The sequence below is a fragment of the Gulosibacter chungangensis genome (assembly GCF_008831155.1).
GTDB classification, from domain to species: Bacteria; Actinomycetota; Actinomycetes; order Actinomycetales; family Microbacteriaceae; genus Gulosibacter; species Gulosibacter chungangensis.
In genome coordinates this window covers 282,447-298,086 of record NZ_WBKB01000001.1, presented here as the reverse complement: position 1 = coordinate 298,086, position 15,640 = coordinate 282,447, and the positions used below count along the sequence as shown (strand labels likewise).

13 protein-coding genes and 3 tRNA genes are annotated in these 15,640 nt (G+C 60.5%); 11 read left to right on the top strand and 5 right to left on the bottom strand.

Annotated features, from left to right (window positions below; all coding sequences use genetic code 11):
- Window positions 1-2: 2 nt before the first annotated feature.
- The gene (locus tag F8O05_RS01330; RefSeq protein ID WP_158050947.1) at window positions 3-1,454 is read right to left on the bottom strand and encodes a sugar porter family MFS transporter; all 1,452 of its coding nucleotides are present in this window, start codon (window positions 1,452-1,454) and stop codon (window positions 3-5) included.
- Window positions 1,455-1,703: 249 nt separating this feature from the next.
- A tRNA-Tyr gene (locus F8O05_RS01325) sits at window positions 1,704-1,785 on the bottom strand.
- Between the two features lie 174 nt (window positions 1,786-1,959).
- Between F8O05_RS01325 and F8O05_RS01320 the strand changes: the two genes are divergently transcribed.
- From F8O05_RS01320 to F8O05_RS01285, 8 genes are all read left to right on the top strand, one after another.
- Window positions 1,960-2,835 carry an inositol monophosphatase family protein gene (locus tag F8O05_RS01320; protein ID WP_225735664.1) on the top strand — a complete coding sequence of 292 codons (876 nt, stop codon included), beginning with the start codon at window positions 1,960-1,962 and terminating at the stop codon, window positions 2,833-2,835.
- Window positions 2,836-2,905: 70 nt separating this feature from the next.
- Entirely contained in the window at window positions 2,906-4,648 is a 1,743-nt protein-coding gene (locus tag F8O05_RS01315) for a M23 family metallopeptidase (protein ID WP_158050946.1), read from the top strand.
- A 93-nt stretch (window positions 4,649-4,741) separates the two neighbouring features.
- Window positions 4,742-4,813, top strand: a tRNA-Thr gene (locus F8O05_RS01310).
- Between the two features lie 32 nt (window positions 4,814-4,845).
- Window positions 4,846-4,919: transfer RNA gene (locus tag F8O05_RS01305), tRNA-Met, on the top strand.
- 266 nt (window positions 4,920-5,185) lie between these two features.
- Window positions 5,186-6,214: an FUSC family protein gene (locus F8O05_RS01300; protein ID WP_158050945.1), complete on the top strand. Its 1,029-nt coding sequence runs from the start codon at window positions 5,186-5,188 to the stop codon at window positions 6,212-6,214.
- 24 nt (window positions 6,215-6,238) lie between these two features.
- Window positions 6,239-6,955 (top strand): NADPH-dependent F420 reductase, encoded by a 717-nt coding sequence (locus F8O05_RS01295; RefSeq protein ID WP_158050944.1) that lies wholly within the window; start codon window positions 6,239-6,241, stop codon window positions 6,953-6,955.
- Window positions 6,956-7,010: 55 nt separating this feature from the next.
- Complete coding sequence (locus tag F8O05_RS01290) at window positions 7,011-7,838, top strand: DUF6891 domain-containing protein (RefSeq protein WP_158050943.1); 828 nt, start codon at window positions 7,011-7,013, stop codon at window positions 7,836-7,838.
- 96 nt (window positions 7,839-7,934) lie between these two features.
- Window positions 7,935-9,365 carry an LssY C-terminal domain-containing protein gene (locus F8O05_RS01285; protein WP_225735663.1) on the top strand — a complete coding sequence of 477 codons (1,431 nt, stop codon included), beginning with the start codon at window positions 7,935-7,937 and terminating at the stop codon, window positions 9,363-9,365.
- On the opposite strand, the gene mgtE is transcribed toward F8O05_RS01285, so the two are convergent.
- Entirely contained in the window at window positions 9,334-10,695 is a 1,362-nt protein-coding gene (gene mgtE, locus F8O05_RS01280; RefSeq protein ID WP_158050941.1) for a magnesium transporter, read from the bottom strand. The two genes, F8O05_RS01285 and mgtE, sit on opposite strands and share 32 nt — an antisense overlap.
- 374 nt (window positions 10,696-11,069) lie before the next feature.
- Here mgtE and F8O05_RS01275 point away from each other — a divergent pair, with 374 nt between their 5' ends.
- Window positions 11,070-12,641, top strand: coding sequence for a GMC family oxidoreductase (locus tag F8O05_RS01275; RefSeq protein WP_158050940.1), 1,572 nt, complete (start codon window positions 11,070-11,072; stop codon window positions 12,639-12,641).
- Between the two features lie 97 nt (window positions 12,642-12,738).
- Here F8O05_RS01275 and F8O05_RS01270 read toward each other — a convergent pair whose 3' ends face one another.
- Window positions 12,739-13,401, bottom strand: coding sequence for a carbonic anhydrase (locus tag F8O05_RS01270; protein ID WP_158050939.1), 663 nt, complete (start codon window positions 13,399-13,401; stop codon window positions 12,739-12,741).
- Window positions 13,402-13,671: 270 nt separating this feature from the next.
- Here F8O05_RS01270 and F8O05_RS01265 point away from each other — a divergent pair, with 270 nt between their 5' ends.
- Together F8O05_RS01265 and F8O05_RS14880 are read left to right on the top strand one after the other, a co-directional pair.
- Window positions 13,672-14,511, top strand: a complete 840-nt coding sequence (locus tag F8O05_RS01265) for a class I SAM-dependent methyltransferase (RefSeq protein ID WP_158050938.1) — start codon at window positions 13,672-13,674, stop codon at window positions 14,509-14,511.
- Window positions 14,508-14,921 (top strand): cupin domain-containing protein, encoded by a 414-nt coding sequence (locus F8O05_RS14880; protein ID WP_225735662.1) that lies wholly within the window; start codon window positions 14,508-14,510, stop codon window positions 14,919-14,921. The genes F8O05_RS01265 and F8O05_RS14880 overlap by 4 nt, the downstream gene beginning before the upstream one ends.
- Before the next feature lie 89 nt (window positions 14,922-15,010).
- Here F8O05_RS14880 and F8O05_RS01255 read toward each other — a convergent pair whose 3' ends face one another.
- Window positions 15,011-15,577, bottom strand: coding sequence for a hypothetical protein (locus tag F8O05_RS01255; protein ID WP_158050937.1), 567 nt, complete (start codon window positions 15,575-15,577; stop codon window positions 15,011-15,013).
- Between the last annotated feature and the right edge of the window lie 63 nt (window positions 15,578-15,640).

Sequence of the window (15,640 nt, the reverse complement as noted above, 5' to 3'; positions counted from 1 at the left end):
AACTACTTGACCTTCTTGTGTGCGGTGTAGATGGCACCGGTGGTGACATCTTCCTCGAGCGCCTCGAGGGTACGACCGCGGGTTTCGGGGACGCTCGTGATGATGAAGATCAGCGCCAGCACACCGATACCTGCGAAGAGGAAGAAGGTGCCGGTGATGCCGGTGGCTTCCACGAGGGTCGGGAAGTAGAGCGACAGGAAACCGTTAGCGATCCAGAGGAAGAAGATCGACACGCCGGTGCCGAGGCCACGCATGTGCAGCGGGAAGACCTCGGAGAGGTAGACCCAGGTGGCCACGTTCAGGAAGGTCTGCATCGAGCCCACGAAGGCGACGACGAGGAAGAGGATGATCCACGGGCGCAGCGGGTTGCCTTCTTCGAGCACCATCGACGAGATACCGATGAGCAGGTGGCAAATGGTGGTCAGTGAGTAACCGATGATGAAGGTCTTGCGACGGTCGAAACGGTCCATGTAGGTCAGGGCGATGAGGCCACCGATCACGGCGATAACACCGGGAGCGATGTTCGCGATGAGGGCCGCGCCCTCTTCGAAGCCGGACTCGATGAGCACGATCTGGCCGTAGTACATGATCGAGTTGATACCAGTGAACTGCTGGGCAACACCGAGGCCAATACCGACAAGCAGGATGCGGATGAGCCACTTGTTCGACAGGACGGCCTTGAGGCCAATCTGGTTGTCTTTCTTCTCCTCGAGCGCGGTCTGCGAGATCTCGGCGAACTCTGCCTCGGCACGGTCCTCTGGGCGAACCATTTTGAGGACCTTGAGGGCCTCTTCATTGTGGCCCTTTTCAATGAGCCAGCGCGGTGATTCTGGCATCCGCAGCATGCCGAAGAAGAGGCAGATGGCTGGGATCGCACAGACGGCGAACATGATGCGCCAGACACCGTCGAGGTGTCCGAGCACGTTGCCGAGAATCGCGTTCACGATGAAGGCCGAGAGCTGACCGATCACGATCGCCACTTCGTTACGGCCCGAGAGTGAACCGCGGATTTCGAAGGGGGCTAACTCCGCCAAGAACACGGGCACGACGGTGGATGCACCACCCACCGCGAAGCCGAGGAGGACACGGCCGACGATAAGGATCGCGAAGTTCGGGGTCAGCGTGACAAAGAGCGTACCGACGAAGAACAGGATCGCGAGCAGGATGATCGTCTTGCGGCGACCCCATGCGTCCGAGATGCGACCGCAGGCGAGCGCACCAATCGCGGCGGCGAACACGAGCGAGCTCGTGACGACACCTTCGGTGAACGCCTCGAGGCCGAGTTCTGCGGCCATTGGGCGAAGCGCACCGTTGATAACGCCGGTGTCATAACCGAATAGCAGACCACCGAAGCTTGCGATCACGGAGATCAGACCGAGTCGCTTGCGGCAAGGTCCGCCAGTCAGCGGCGGCAGTTTTATTGACGCCTGTCCATTTGAATTTGTATCAACCATTATTGGGCTTCCTTGCCATGATGTGCTGCAACGCACAGGGTGGGAATAATGTCCTCACAACATGACATAATTCTTGTCCAAAATCAACGCTTCTGTGATGGACATGACGCTGTGGGGCATTCTTGGTTGCCGCGACGGTGGCCCGAATCGGCGAGACCCCGATCTTGGGCCAGGCCTCGGCGATGGCTGCGGAGGTGAGAGTGCAGAAACGAAAGAAGGACCTGATTTTTATCAGGTCCTTCTTTAGTGTGGCGGGTACAAGATTCGAACTTGTGAAGGCAGTGCCGTCTGATTTACAGTCAGATCCCTTTGGCCGCTCGGGCAACCCGCCGGTTTGGCTCTTCACTGGTGAAGCGCACCGGGTTAGCTTACACAAATTCTGGTGCGCTTGCACCTTTCGGAAAAAGTGCCCGTGTTATCCACATTTTCCGCGCTTGTCGCGATGATTGGCGGCCCTGTGGACTCGCCACTTCGACTTCTTCCGGGGTTGCTACTGTCGCCAATCGTGACTGGAAATGAATTTGCCGCATCCGTAGACCGACACGAACTCCTTGAGATTACGACCAGCGTTGCCACCGAAGCGGCTGAGCTTGTGTCGCACCGTCGCCGCGAGGGAGTGCAAGTAGCGGCCACGAAATCCTCGCTTGTCGATGTCGTGACCGCTGCCGATATTGAGGCTGAGCACTTCATCCGGGAAGAACTGGCCAAGTTGCGTCCCGAGGATGGCTTCTTCGGCGAGGAGTCGGACGCGTCTCCCTCGCGTTCCGGCATCACTTGGGTCGTGGATCCAATTGATGGCACGGTCAACTACCTCTATGGCTCGCCGAACTATGCGGTCTCCATTGCCGCGGTAGTCGGTGATCCCTCGGCCAGGCCGACTGCATTTGAAGCGTTGGCCGGGGCAGTGGTGGCCCCGGATCTCGGCAAGACCTATGCCGCGGTGAAGGATGGTGGTGCCTTCGTGAATGGGCAGCGCATCCAGTTGGGCGAAGGGCCAAGTTCCTTGGCGCAGACTTTGGTGGCTTCCGGGTTCTCGTATTCCCCTGAGCGTCGGGTGCTGCAGGCGCAGGCCTGGTTGGGGATGGCGGACAAGGTGCGCGACCTGCGTCGAGTGGGCGCTGCCTCGCTGGATCTTTGTGCTGTCGCGGAAGGGCAGGTGGATGTGTACTACGAAATTGGCCTGAAGCCTTGGGACTGGGCGGCCGGTGTCTTGGTGGCACGAGAATCTGGCGCGCGGGTGGGTGGCAAACATTTGTCAGAGCGCGAGGGGCAGAGTATTCTTACTGCTGGTCATCCGGGCGTAATCGCGCCGTTCATTGATCTGTTACTTGAAGTGGCACCGCCGAAGTTGCTCGCATCAGGGAAAAATACGAAATCGTGATCAAAGCTTGGCTTTTTCGTAACACATTCGTTACACTTGCCAAGGTCCAATCACGAGGAGTTTTTGCTGCATGTCTTCCCCAATCGAGCAGTCCGCTGCGCCGTTATCGAGGCGCGAGCGTCGAGAGCTCGAGCGTGAAGCGGAACGCCGTGAGGCCTTGGCCAAGCTTGAGGCCAAGCGGGCGCAGGAAGCACGCGTAGAAGCTGAGCGTATAGCCGCTGCTGCTGAAGCTGCGATTGCCGAGATGGCTGCCAAGGAAGCGTCTGCCGCAGAGGTTTCCACTGAGCCGGTATTCATGTCGCGCCGTGAACGCCGCGAGGCTGAGCGCGCGGCAGCCGAGGCCGCCGCTGCGAAACGTAAGGCCGCCGTCGCGGAGGCAACCGCCAGTGACGCACCTGCCGCCGCTGCATCCCCGACTGTTGCCGAAGCTACGACCGATCACGAAGCGGCTCCTGCGTCCGAAGCGGCGAAGACGCAGGAAACTCCTGCCGCTCCGGTTGCCGCCGAGGCTCCCGCGGAGCCCGTGTTCATGTCGCGTCGCGAGCGTCGTGAAGCTGAGCGCCGCGCCGCGCTCGCTGCTGAGGCAAAGCTCGAGGCTGAGTCTGCCCGCGCCGCTGAAATCGCCGTCGCCAAGCATCCTGAGCTCTTCGCGAAGCCGGTCAAGACTGATGACGCAGAACTCGCCCCCGTTGCCGAGATCCAGCCGGCTGCGACCGAAGAAAAAGTATTCCTCCCAGAGACGGTTGACACCGCTGCAATTGAAACCCTCGACGTTCGACGCGAACCCGTTGTCCTGGCACCGGTTGTTTCGCTCGACGAGGTACGTGCGGCCCGCGCTGAAGCGGCCGACATCGTCCCGGCAGCTCCTGAGGATGAGCCAGAGGTTGAGGTTCCCGAATCCTTCCGTTCGAAGGACAAGACGGAGCGCGCCGATCGCATCAAGCGTTCGAACCGTGCCGCGTCTTCCGCAGGTCGCCTCAGCGGCAGCATGGTTGCCCTGAGCTTCGTCGCAGGCACCGTCGTGCTCGGCGCGGGCTCGGCCGCGGGACTTTCGCTGCTGAACTCGGGGGACAACTCGGCTGCTGAAGCTGAAGAAGCTGATGTGAGCGCACAGTCCTTCCAGGTGGACGCCAACGTGACTGACGCCGAGGCGGACACCCGTCTTGACGAGGTCACCGCGGTCACCTCGATCGGTACCGCCGCTGCAGCGAACCTCGCAACCGGTGTTGAACTGCCGGACAGCAACGCGTACACCAACGACATCACCGCGAACGTGCAGTGGCCGTTCCCGATGGGTGTGCAGATCTCGAGCGAATACGGTTACCGTGTTGCGCCGACTGCTGGCGCTTCCTCCTTCCACGGCGGCGTTGACCTCACTCCGGGCCTCGGTACCCCGGTCGGCGTTATTGCCGATGGTGTCGTGACGGATGTCGACCTCGTTGGCACTTCCGGCTCGGGTATCTACGTCGAGGTTGAGCACATGATCGAGGGTCAGCGGGTCACCACGGTTTACGCTCACCTCAAGCCGGAATCAGTTGTCGTTGAAGAGGGCCAGACTCTCTCGGTCGGCGATGAAATCGGCGAAGTTGGCAACACTGGGATCTCGACCGGCCCGCACCTGCACCTTGAGGTGCACGTGCAGGGCAAGTACGTTGACCCGATCTACTTCCTCACCAAGTTGAACGTCTCTGGCGTGAAGACTGAGGTCCCTTCTTCCGACGATGGCAAGTCAATTGCCCTCGGTGGGGACGAGAAACTGGCCGTCGAAGACAGCCACGCTCTCATCGACGAACTCTTCTCCGACCTCGGATAAAAAGTTTGTCGCAGGAGTTGCACATTCACACCGAATTAGTGCTAAGCTCTCCTGGTGCCCAACGCGAGGGAGACCTCGAGAAAAGGCCAAAACGCCCCGATAGCTCAGTGGTAGAGCACTTCCATGGTAAGGAAGGGGTCGCCAGTTCAATCCTGGCTCGGGGCTCGATCAGTTGCTAGACCGGTAGCTGAGCCCATGGCAGGGTAGCTCAGTTGGTGAGAGCGCACGACTCATAATCGTGAGGTCGCGGGTTCGAGCCCCGCTCCTGCTACTTTCGAAATGCCTCGGACATTCTGTCCGGGGCATTTTTCAATTGCACGCAGAGGGAATGCCAAATGCACTAAACCTGTGATCGGGATTCTCAGCGCGGGGGCGTTTGTACTCTCTCAAGACATGCCGTGACTTGAACATGTCGAAGCACGAACGACGCACGATAACCTCGACTTAGTCGGTGTCGACCGACGATGGATTCTCCCTCGGAATGTCTTTTCACGAATTGGCGGAGAGACTGAGCTGAATAAGTGCAAAAGGAGACGCATGAAGGGTTCCACCGCGAAGGCCGTACCCACAGCGGCTGATCGAAAGCATGTCATCCTTCTCGCGTTGAAGCTACTCGCCGGCCTGCTCATCATCGCCGCCCCAATACTGATCGCCTCGAACTGGTTACCCGGAGTCACTGAAGTGGCGTTCTTCGGGGTGCTGGCCGCGTCTTTCGGCTGGATCAGCGGCGGTCCGAAGATCGGTGCGGCCGTCGTTTCCTCCCTGGCCGTCCTGGGTGTGATCTCCATTTTGCTGCACGGCCAGACGTGGGCACTGGCATTGATCCTGGTCCTCCTCGGTATGGCGTACGGGTTCGCGGCCAGCCGCGGCATCGGCAAGGTTGTCCTGCAGCTTCCGATTCTGACGCCGTACTTCATGCGGAAACCCCCGGCCCTCTTCGAGAATCCCCCGAGGCTCGATACCGAGTACTTTATCGGCCTGGTCGCGGTGATGCTTGCCGTCGGGCTGTGGACGATCCTGATTCTGCATCTTGCGGTGGGGAAGCGCACGGTGACGCGGGTGGAGGTAAGCAATCGACGTATCCCGCTGATCTACGGTGCGATTCTCGGCCTGTTGTCTGCGATTGTCATGGTCATCGGTACCACCACCGATCTCGAGACGCACTGGGTCTGGATCACGCTCACCTTGTACGTGCTTGCCGATCCCCAGCAGCTCTACTCGCCTGCGAAGATGTGGGGCCGAGTGTTGGGAACGCTTGCAGGCTTCGCTGTCGTCTCGCTGATCTCTTTCACGGGCGTGCCCGACAGCGTCATGATCTACTTCGCCATCCCGGCCCTGTGGTTGTGTCTGGTCTTCATGCTTCTCAAGATGCCCTATTGGCAGTATGTCTTCCTCCTCACCATCGCCGTTGTGCTCATGGATACGTCGGATGTCAGTACCCTGTTGCTCGATGCGGAGCGGTTCGGGTTTACGATCGTCGGTGCCGGACTCTCAATGGTTGCTGCGCTGTTGCTGAACGTCATTGGTTACGGACGCGCTGGGTTACGCTCCCCACAGAACGAATGAGAGAAAGTGCGCAGGAGGAACGCCATGAGTACCAAACCCGTGATCGGTATTCTCGGTGCCGGCCGGCTCGGGCCCGTGCTGGCTAAGCTCGGAACGCAAGCTGGCTACGAGGTCTTGATCGCCGCATCCGGTGACCCGAAGCGAATCGCTAGCGGTATCGAGCAATTTGCCAAAGGTGCGATTGCCACAACTGTAAAGGATGCGACGGCGCGGGCCGAGGTGGTCATCCTCGCCCTGCCGCTGGGCAAGTATCAGAGCCTCGATGTCGATTCGCTGGCGGGCAAACTGGTGATCGACGCCATGAACTATTGGTGGACTACCGACGGCAACCGAAAAGAGTTCACGAACCCGCTCATCTCGAGTAGCGAGATCGTGCGCGACTTCCTGCCCGCATCCCGAGTGGTCAAGGCGTTCAACCACATGGGCTACGAAGAACTGGAAGAGCAGGCTCTGCCCGCTGGTGCACCGGACCGAAAAGCCATCGGCGTCGCGGGGGATGATTCGGCGGATGTTGCCCGGGTGGCTCGCATCGTCGACGACTTCGGCTTTGACCCGCTAATCATTGGGGATCTTGCCGAGGGGATGAAGCTGGAGCCTGATACCGAGGCGTTTGGGGCGGATGCGACGGTCGATGAATTGCGTGCGATGGTCGAGCGGTTCCCCAAGTCGCAACGCGGGCGGCGGGTAGCTCGAGCCCTGGAACAGCAGGCATCCGAGGGCCAGCGAGCGTCCGACTTCTAGCCGATATTCCCGCGGTGGGACACAACTTTCATGCGTCGTCGCAAATAATGGGGGCATGAATCAACCGCTTCCTGCGCTGAGCCGTGCCCGTTTCACTCCCGATGTCTACGGAGATTTTGGCGAGACCATCATGGCCCGCCTGGTTTTGGGGCACACACGGAATGATCTCGCTGAGATTCTCGACGATATCGTTCGTGCTGGCGACCTGCAGAGAGTTCTCCCGGGCATCCCGAATCCAACGAGACAAGACCTCGACAACTGGCTCGACGACATCATCCGCGAATACCAGCAGCTCGTGCCGAGCAGGTCTGCCGACGCAGCCAAGGTCGCGCAGGCGCAGTTCCGGCTGGAAGAACTGAGTATCGGTGTGGTATTCGGCGAACCCGCTTGGGATTCAGGTGAGGGTGCTCGACGCGGGTATGAGCGTGCCAAATTGCTGTCGGACGGTTTTGGCTATTCCTACACGCACGCGCAAGATATCTGTCGTTTGGCGGTGGGCGACTCGTTCTATGTCGGGTTTTGGGGGATGGATGGGAAGGACGAAAACGCGGCCCTCGAAGTTGGCAACTACGTCGTCGAGGAGTATCGCCGGGCGGGGCTGACCGTTGCGTGGAACGGCACCATCGACGATCGGATCGTAGTGACCGAGCTGTGCTGGGAGGTGCCACCGGTCGCGAAGCCGCTGTCCGGGCCTGCGCCAGCTGGGCCAACTGGACCAGCCCCAAGGGCGGGTGGCCAGGCCCCAGTGGCAGGTGGTGGCCTAGCTTCGGCTAGCCAAGCTCAAGGACGTCAGCCTCAGGCACCGGGCATCCCGCCCCGGGCTCAGGACCCCGAGCCCTCGGAAGGCCGCGGTTTCTTCGGCAGACTTTTCGGCCGACGCTAGCGAGTCCGAGAAACAGCCGACTCGGAGGTCGAAACATTCATGGCAGCCGAATACGGTCGCAGATGGGGCGTTGAGTTCGCTGCTCCAATACCTAAATTGCTGAAGCTGCGGGTGCGCAAATTCGTTGACGCCACAGCGTTCGTTGTCGCCGGAGTCGCCGCCGCCTGGTATGCCGTGGTGAGCGTCACGGAAGCGATTCACCTGCGCTGGTGGCTGATCCCGCTCGGGATTCTGTTTTGGGCCGCACTCGCGTACCTTGTGCTGCCAAGACTCAACCGCATCCTCACCGCCATTTACGTGCCTGGCTATTTCATTGGCCGCACGGTCACCAGCCACGGTCTGTTGGGGGATCCGGTCAATCTCGCGATCATGGGCGATGAGGAAGACATCGTTCGTGCCATGACGGATGCGGGATGGACGACAGCTGATCCGGTCACGTGGCGCTCGTCCTGGCAGATCGTGCTGGCGACGATCACCCGTCGCAGCTATTCTCACGCGCCGGTGAGCCCGCTGTTCCTATTTGAGCGAAAGCAGGATCTTGCTTTTGAGCAGGAAGTCGCCGGTAACCCAGCCCAGCGGCACCACATTAGGTTCTGGAAATGCCCACCCGGGTGGCCACTGCCCGGCGGGAAACGGGTCGATTGGCTCGCGGCTGCCACCTTCGACCGGCGCGTCGGGCTATCGCTTTTCACGCTGCAGGTGACGCACAAAGTGGCGAGTGACGCGGATGATGAACGCGATCACGTCGTGGACACGCTTCGGCCGCTGTCAGGGGTGACCGTGGAGGTGCTGCAGGACTATCTCACGGCCTATCGCGCCCGAAATGGTGGCGGCGATTCCTTCTATACCGACGGAGCCCTGCCGATGGTGGACCTGCGTGGGGTCTGCGATGCCGAACCGGCCGACCCTCAACCGCCCCAGGCCCAGTCGCCCCGTGCCCAGCCGTCCCGCGTCCAGCCGTCCCGCGTCCAGCCGGCGCATGCATCCGAATCCGCCAGTGTTGGCCAAACTGAGCATGAACCGGCGGAGGATGCTATCGATAAGGATCTTCGCCCGGCCCCGCGACCGGAAACGCTCGCTGGCGTCACACTGGTCGTGCTGCGAATGCTGGTCGGTGCGATTTGGCTCATCGTCTTCTTGGGCGAGGGAGCGGAGGCTGCGTACAGGTTCTCGTGGATATTCGAGGGGCTCGACCCGGACGAAATCGCAGCCTCGACCGCGGTGATCGCCTGGTCGGTCGCGGCGCTCCTATTAGTTGAAGCCCTGCTCGCGGCGCTGATGTGGCGGGGCAGCGAGTTTGCCCGGATGCTGCTGATGCTCGTGTCGACCGCGTGGATTCTGCTTGCCTTCGCGAGCTGGCTATCGCACGGTGGGGCGCTCGGAGTGCACTTCACGCTGGTCACGGTCGGTTTCGACCTCCTGCTGCTGCTTGCCCTCTCGAGCCGCGAAGCCGCTGCCTATACGACCGAAGTGCGGCAGTGGCGGGAAGCGCGTATTAGCCGATCTGCAGGATCGCTTGGGCGATGAGGAAGTACACGATCAGGCCGGATGCATCCACGAAGGTCGTGATGAACGGGTTCGAGAAGACCGCGGGGTCGACTCGCAGGGATCGCGCGATGATCGGCATGATGCCGCCGATTGCTGCAGCCATCGCACAAACGGCGATGAGCGTGAACCCGATCACGAAGCCAATGCGAGGTTCGTAGACTAGCCCCGTGAGCATCCCGCCGGCGATGCCGAGCAGCGTGCCGAGCATGACGCCGACGCCGAGTTCACGGAAGAGGACGCGGCCGAGGTCGCGGGGTTTGACATCGCCCAACGCGAGGGCGCGGGTCACGGTGGTGGCGGCCTGGTTTCCGGTGTTGCCGCCGGTGCCAATTAATAGAGGTACAAAAAGCGCCAGGACCGTGACCTGCTCGAGGGTGTCCTCGAACACGGACAGCACCTGCACCGTGAGCGTCGCGCCGATGGCGAGTACGAGCAGCCAAACGATACGCGAACTCACAAGAACGCGAATCGGCGTAGCCAAGTAAGGGCGTCGCAGCGGTTCCACACCACCCTGGCGGGCCGTGTCCTCGGCATCCTCGAACTCGAGAATCTTCACGGCGTCATCGATTGTCAGCATCCCGACAAGTCGATTCTCTTTGTCCACCACCGGGACTGCGAGATACCGCGCTCCGGTACAAATGCGGGCCGCGGATTCGGCATCCTGGTAGGCGGTTACGACCTTCGCGGGTTGGACGATGTCGGCAACGGAAGTCTCCTCCGTCGCTCGCATCAGATCGCGAAGGCTGACCACCCCCACCACGTGTCGATTGTCATCGAGTACGGGCAGCGTGTAGATGGTTTCGGCCTCGTCTAGTCGCGCTTGCACTCGCTGCATGGCCTCACCGACGGTGGCATCAACTCGCGTCGAAACATACTCCGGCGTCATGCGACGGCCGGCAGAGCCCTTCGGGTAACCGAGTACTCCGGCCGTGAGCGCTCGCTCTTTTTCAGACAGCCCGTGCAGCAGTTTGGGTGCGAGGGCAGCGGGAAGTTCATCGATAAGCCACACTCGATCGTCCGGGTCAAGGTCCGCAAAAATGGCCGCGACTTCGGAGTCTTGCAGCCCTCGAATCAGGTCGCTTTGCAGGCCTGGCGAAAGTCGCTCGAAAACGTCGATCGCGAGATCTTTGGGCAGCAACCGGTAGGCAACCGCGCGCTGCTTGAGTGGGAGACGTTCCAGAATCTCGGTGAGTTGCTCGACGGATGCGGTCTCGATGGTTTCCGAGACCGTGACGAGGTTGCCACCGTCGATTTGCGCCTGGATCTCCGCGAGGAGCGTCGCGACGTCAACGATTGGTGTGGTGTTCATGGCTCTGGCCTTTCAAATGAATGCGACCATGCCCGCTTGCACGAGATGTGTAGGGGCACGGGTGAACCGCCACGCCCGCAAGAGCTAAGAACTATGCCGAACGGCGAAGACTACGAAGCTGGGAAGGCGCGGTGCAAGATCGAGAACTAGAACTGTCGTTGTTCATGATCATCACCTCGCTCGGTCGTGCTCAATTTGGCCTACCTAGCAACGTTATCGGTTGGATGCGCAACCAGCAAGGGAATTCGACCCGGCGACACTTGTTGGGAAGTTCACATTGCATCCGGATCAATAACTGCTATTAATGTGCATGGATTCAGGGAATCCGCTCCGAGTGAGGAGTTTGTCTGTTCGACAGATCAAGGGAGATCTCAATGACGAAGACGATAATTATTGGTGCCGGTAGCGGTGGTGGAGTGCTTGCCTCACGGCTGAGCGAATCGCCCGAAGAAGAAGTGGTTTTGATCGAGGCCGGTCCTGACTACCCGGACGGCGCGGCCATCCCAGACGATATCCGCGACGCGCGGGAGATGAGCGTTAGCGAGCACGACTGGGGGCTGAAGGCCTACTTTATTGAGCCGCCAGAAGCACGTGAAGCGATGCCGTATCCTCGTGGTCGGGTTGTTGGGGGTTCTTCGTCGGTAAACGCGGCGATTGCCGTTCACGGTGCTCGCGAGGACTTTGACACCTGGGTCGAGGCAGGCAACCCCGAGTGGTCATATGAGAAAACGCGGCCATATTTTGTGAAACTCGAAAACGACCAGGACTTTGGTGACCGCCCCGGACACGGTTCTGACGGGCCGATCACGATCAAACGACACTTTGAAGAGGATTGGTCTGCCGGTACCCGCGCTCTCGTTGAGGCACTGGTCGAGCGAGGCTTCCCGCGAGTCGAAGACTTTAATGCCGATTCTGTCAGCGGCGTGGGGCCGACTCCTCGAAATCTCGAGGGCCCGGAAGAATTGCGCGCGGGGAGCCTCATCACCTACCTCGCGGAAGCGCGAAAGCGCCCCAATCTGACGATCAAGGCTGACACGCTCGCCCGTCGAGTCCTCTTTGAAGGTAAGCGTGCCGTCGGCGTCGAGGTCGAGCACAACGGCGAAATCGAAGAGATCTACGCTGACCGTGTCGTCCTCTGCGGCGGCGCTATGCACACGCCGCACCTCTTGATGCTCTCGGGCATTGGTCCGGAAGAAGTGCTCAAGAAATTCGACATCGAGCCCGTCCACATAAATGAAGCTGTGGGGAAGAACTTCCAGGACCACCCCTTCGCACCATTCGTCGTGCTGCTGAGCGAACCGACCGACAAGATCGGCGTGCGGGCAATGTGTAGCTACAACACTTCGACCGGCAATCTCTTCAACGACATGATGACTTTCGGCGCAGTCCTCGATCCGGCCACCATGAACATCCCAGCCGAAACCAAGGGCAAGAAGGCGCTCATGATGAACAATCTGCTCGCCAAACCGCGCTCCGTCGGATGGATCACGCTCAGTTCTGGTGACCCGCATATCCAGCCGGAGCTGCACGTCAACTTCCTCTCGCATCCAAGTGACATGGAACGACTCAAAGAAGCAGTCCGCTTCTGCTGGGAGCTGGCCAATTCCTCGCCACTGCGGGAAGAAATCGATGAGATTTGTTTCCTCGATGAAGACACGATCAGGGACGATGAGAAGCTCGAGGCATACATTCGCGGCATGTCATCGACCTCCCTGCACGCCGCTGGGACGGCACGCATGGGGCCGGCGGGCGATGAGCAGGCGGTGGTCGATCAGTACCTCAACGTCCACGGCGTCGACGGGCTCTATGTCGCGGATGCCTCGGTGATGGTGAACGTTACAACCGGGCTCACCAACACGACCTCGTACATGATCGGCGAGCGCCTTGCCGAATGGCTGCTCGATCCGAGCAAGGTGGAGCAAGCCAAGGCAGAGGTGACAGCGTAGTGGCGATCGAAGACCTCGAGGCGATCCGCACGCTCCGGCTCAGAGCCGAACGTGTGGGCATCCCGCTTTGCGAGGACTAGCCTCGCCCATGGCGTGGTTAGGCGTCGAACTTGATGTGCCCGACCGAGGCAATCGGTGCGACGTGCCCATCCTCGAGGCGGTACTGGCAGCCGACGATGCCGAGACGGCCGCTCGCGACCGCGTCGCTGATGACACGCGATGAACGCATCAGCGCATTGATTGTGCTTGAAAGGTGACGGCGACCGACAGCATCATTGTCAATGAGGTCCGGGTCCACATAGGGCGTGTCCTGATGTTGACTGAACCACTCTTCCTGCACTGCAGGCTGGATGCGTTCAAGCTCGCGTTTGATTGCGGGAGTGGTTTCGCGTGGCTCCGCGGTGGTCTGGTTGATTGCTGCCGCGACCGCTCCGCAGGAACCGTGCGCCAGGACGACGATCACCGCGACACCGAGTTCCTCGACCGCAAATTCCATTGTCGCGGTCGTGTTCTCGTTCGCAATCTGGCCAATGTTGCGGACCACGAAGAGGTCACCGAGGCCGCAGTCGAAGAGGATCTCCGCGGCTACGCGGGAGTCAGAACAGCCGAGAAAAGCGGCATTGGGGGCTTGGCTTGAGGAAATCTCATCGCGTCGTTCGGCACTCTGCTGAGGGTGCAGCAGATCGCCGGTGGTGAACCGAAGATTGCCCTGTGCCAGGGTGTCCCAGGCGGCTTGTGGTGTGACTCTCGGCATGGTCATATGCAGTCCCTTTCGACGGTGCTTAGCAAGGTTATTTTGCCGATTCACTCAGTGGCGGCCGCTGCGCCTGAAAATTGTGTCTTCGAGGGAGCGAACTATTAGACGTCTTCAATGAATCTGGGATTCATTCTGTCACGACCTTGACGGTCGAAAACTTCGGTGACCGGGGCGAAGGATGCTGTCAGCTGCAAAGTCTGCCGGGGCCAGTCACTGCTAGGCAGCTTCCCAAGCAACTTAGGTAAACCTAATTATGTTGAGGGAAGGGGCGTCATGAACGACGCACATGCCGAAGGATCGCCGCAGCTGCCCGGTCATAAGCGCAGCCCAGAAAAGGCGGCCGGTCACTGGCTGCTCGCTCGCGTGGGTAAGCGCGTGCTGCCTCCCGGTGGTCGCGAAACCACCGACTGGCTCGTGTCACAGCTGACGCTGCAGGGTAAGGATGTTGTGGAACTGGCGCCCGGGCTGGGTATCACCGCGAAGGAACTCATTCTGCGCGTCCCGAAGAGCTATGTTGGGGTTGACGAGGATGCGGATGCGGTCGAAAACACCCGCGCTCGGCTGCGAGAAGTCTCGAGTAGCGGCGTGCACCCCGAAGTGGTCAACGCGAGTGCACAGTGCACCGGGCTCGAGGCTGATACCGCGGATGTGGTCATGTGTGAAGCGATGCTCACGATGCAAGGCGACCGCACGAAGCTTGAAATCATGCGCGAGGCTGCGCGCATCCTGCGCCCCGGTGGTACCTACGCGATTCACGAACTGGCACTCGTACCCGATGGCGTTGGTTTCGAGGTCAAGGATGACATTCGCAAGGCGCTTGCGAAGACGATCCGGGTGAACGCTCGGCCCATGACGGTTGCGGAGTGGCAGGATCTTGCCGATCAAGCTGGCTTTGACGTGGTTGCTACGCGCCTGGCGCCTATGGCCTTGCTGAAGCCACAACGAATGATCGCGGACGAAGGGGTTCCGCGGACGCTCAAAATCGCGTTCAACATCCTTCGGCAGCCGAAGATTCGGAAACGGATTCTTGGCATGCGGGCAGTGTTCAATAGGTACTCAGATCAACTGCGCGGCATCGGCATGGTGTTGCGCCGTCGGGAGGAGAACCAGTGAGCGAAATCGGCGAATCATTCCTGCTCAGTCCGGAGCGGATACCGGGCGGATCGGTGAAATTCGAGGGCGACTCGACGCTGTTGCATCCGGACCTTGCCCCCGACGTGCGTGAAGGAATTGCACCGGCAATCACCCGCGTGCTTAACGGCGATGCGGCCGAATTCATCATGATGACCTTCGGGCCGGGCCAGTATCTCGCTGACCACCGGGCAGCGCACCCGATCACCATCCAGTGCCTCGAGGGGCATATTTCGCTCAAGGTGGGGGATGTGCGGTACGACTTGCCGCCGGGGCGGGTTGCGCACCTGCATCCTCAGGTGGTGCACCGGGTAGAGTGCCCCGAGGATGCGCCGTGTAGGAATGTGCTGCTACTTACGATGCTGACGGGGCGGCTGCCGGAGACTGCCTAGCGCTCTGTTCGGCAGCTGCAGTGCTTCGCGAGCGTGCCGTTGCGGCGTGCAATGCGTGATTTGGTTATCGGATGCAGGTGCGAGGGCGGCTAGAAGGGGAGCGGCGTGTGTTCGGGGCTCACGAGCAGTAGTCCCACGATGCGCAGCTGATCGTCCACGGCCACGCGTCCCATTACTTCGCCCGCCTCGCAGTTGATGGTCGTAACGCCGACCACGGTGCCGATGAGTTGCGTGTCTTCGAGGATGCGCTCGCCCGCTGGTAGCGCGACGTGCGAGTCAGACAGGGATTCTTTCGCGCCGACTTCCGCGAGGACGCGCGCCCAAGTTTCGGCAATGAGTGACGCTGGCAGTTCCTCGCGCACGTCAGGGTGGATGAGCGGTTCAAGTTCGTCGTACTTGCCTGCGCTGATGAGTTCAAAGACCCGTTCGGTGAGCTTAGTGATCTGTTCGATGGACATGAGTGCTCCCTTGATGATTTTGCCGGTTGCGGGGTTGGTAACTTCGCCGAATCGCTTGAACGCGGCCTGTCGGGTCATGTTGAGCGCGGTGCCGATCTCGGCCCACGTGTGTCCGTCTCGTCTGGCTCGTTGGACAGTCGCCTTGAGGTTCGCTTTGGCATCCCCAAGCGCCTGCTGGGCTTGTTGGATTTCTTTCATGCAATAAGTAAACCTTTGGTTGACATGATCTGTCAACCAAAGGATTACATGCGCATTGAGGCT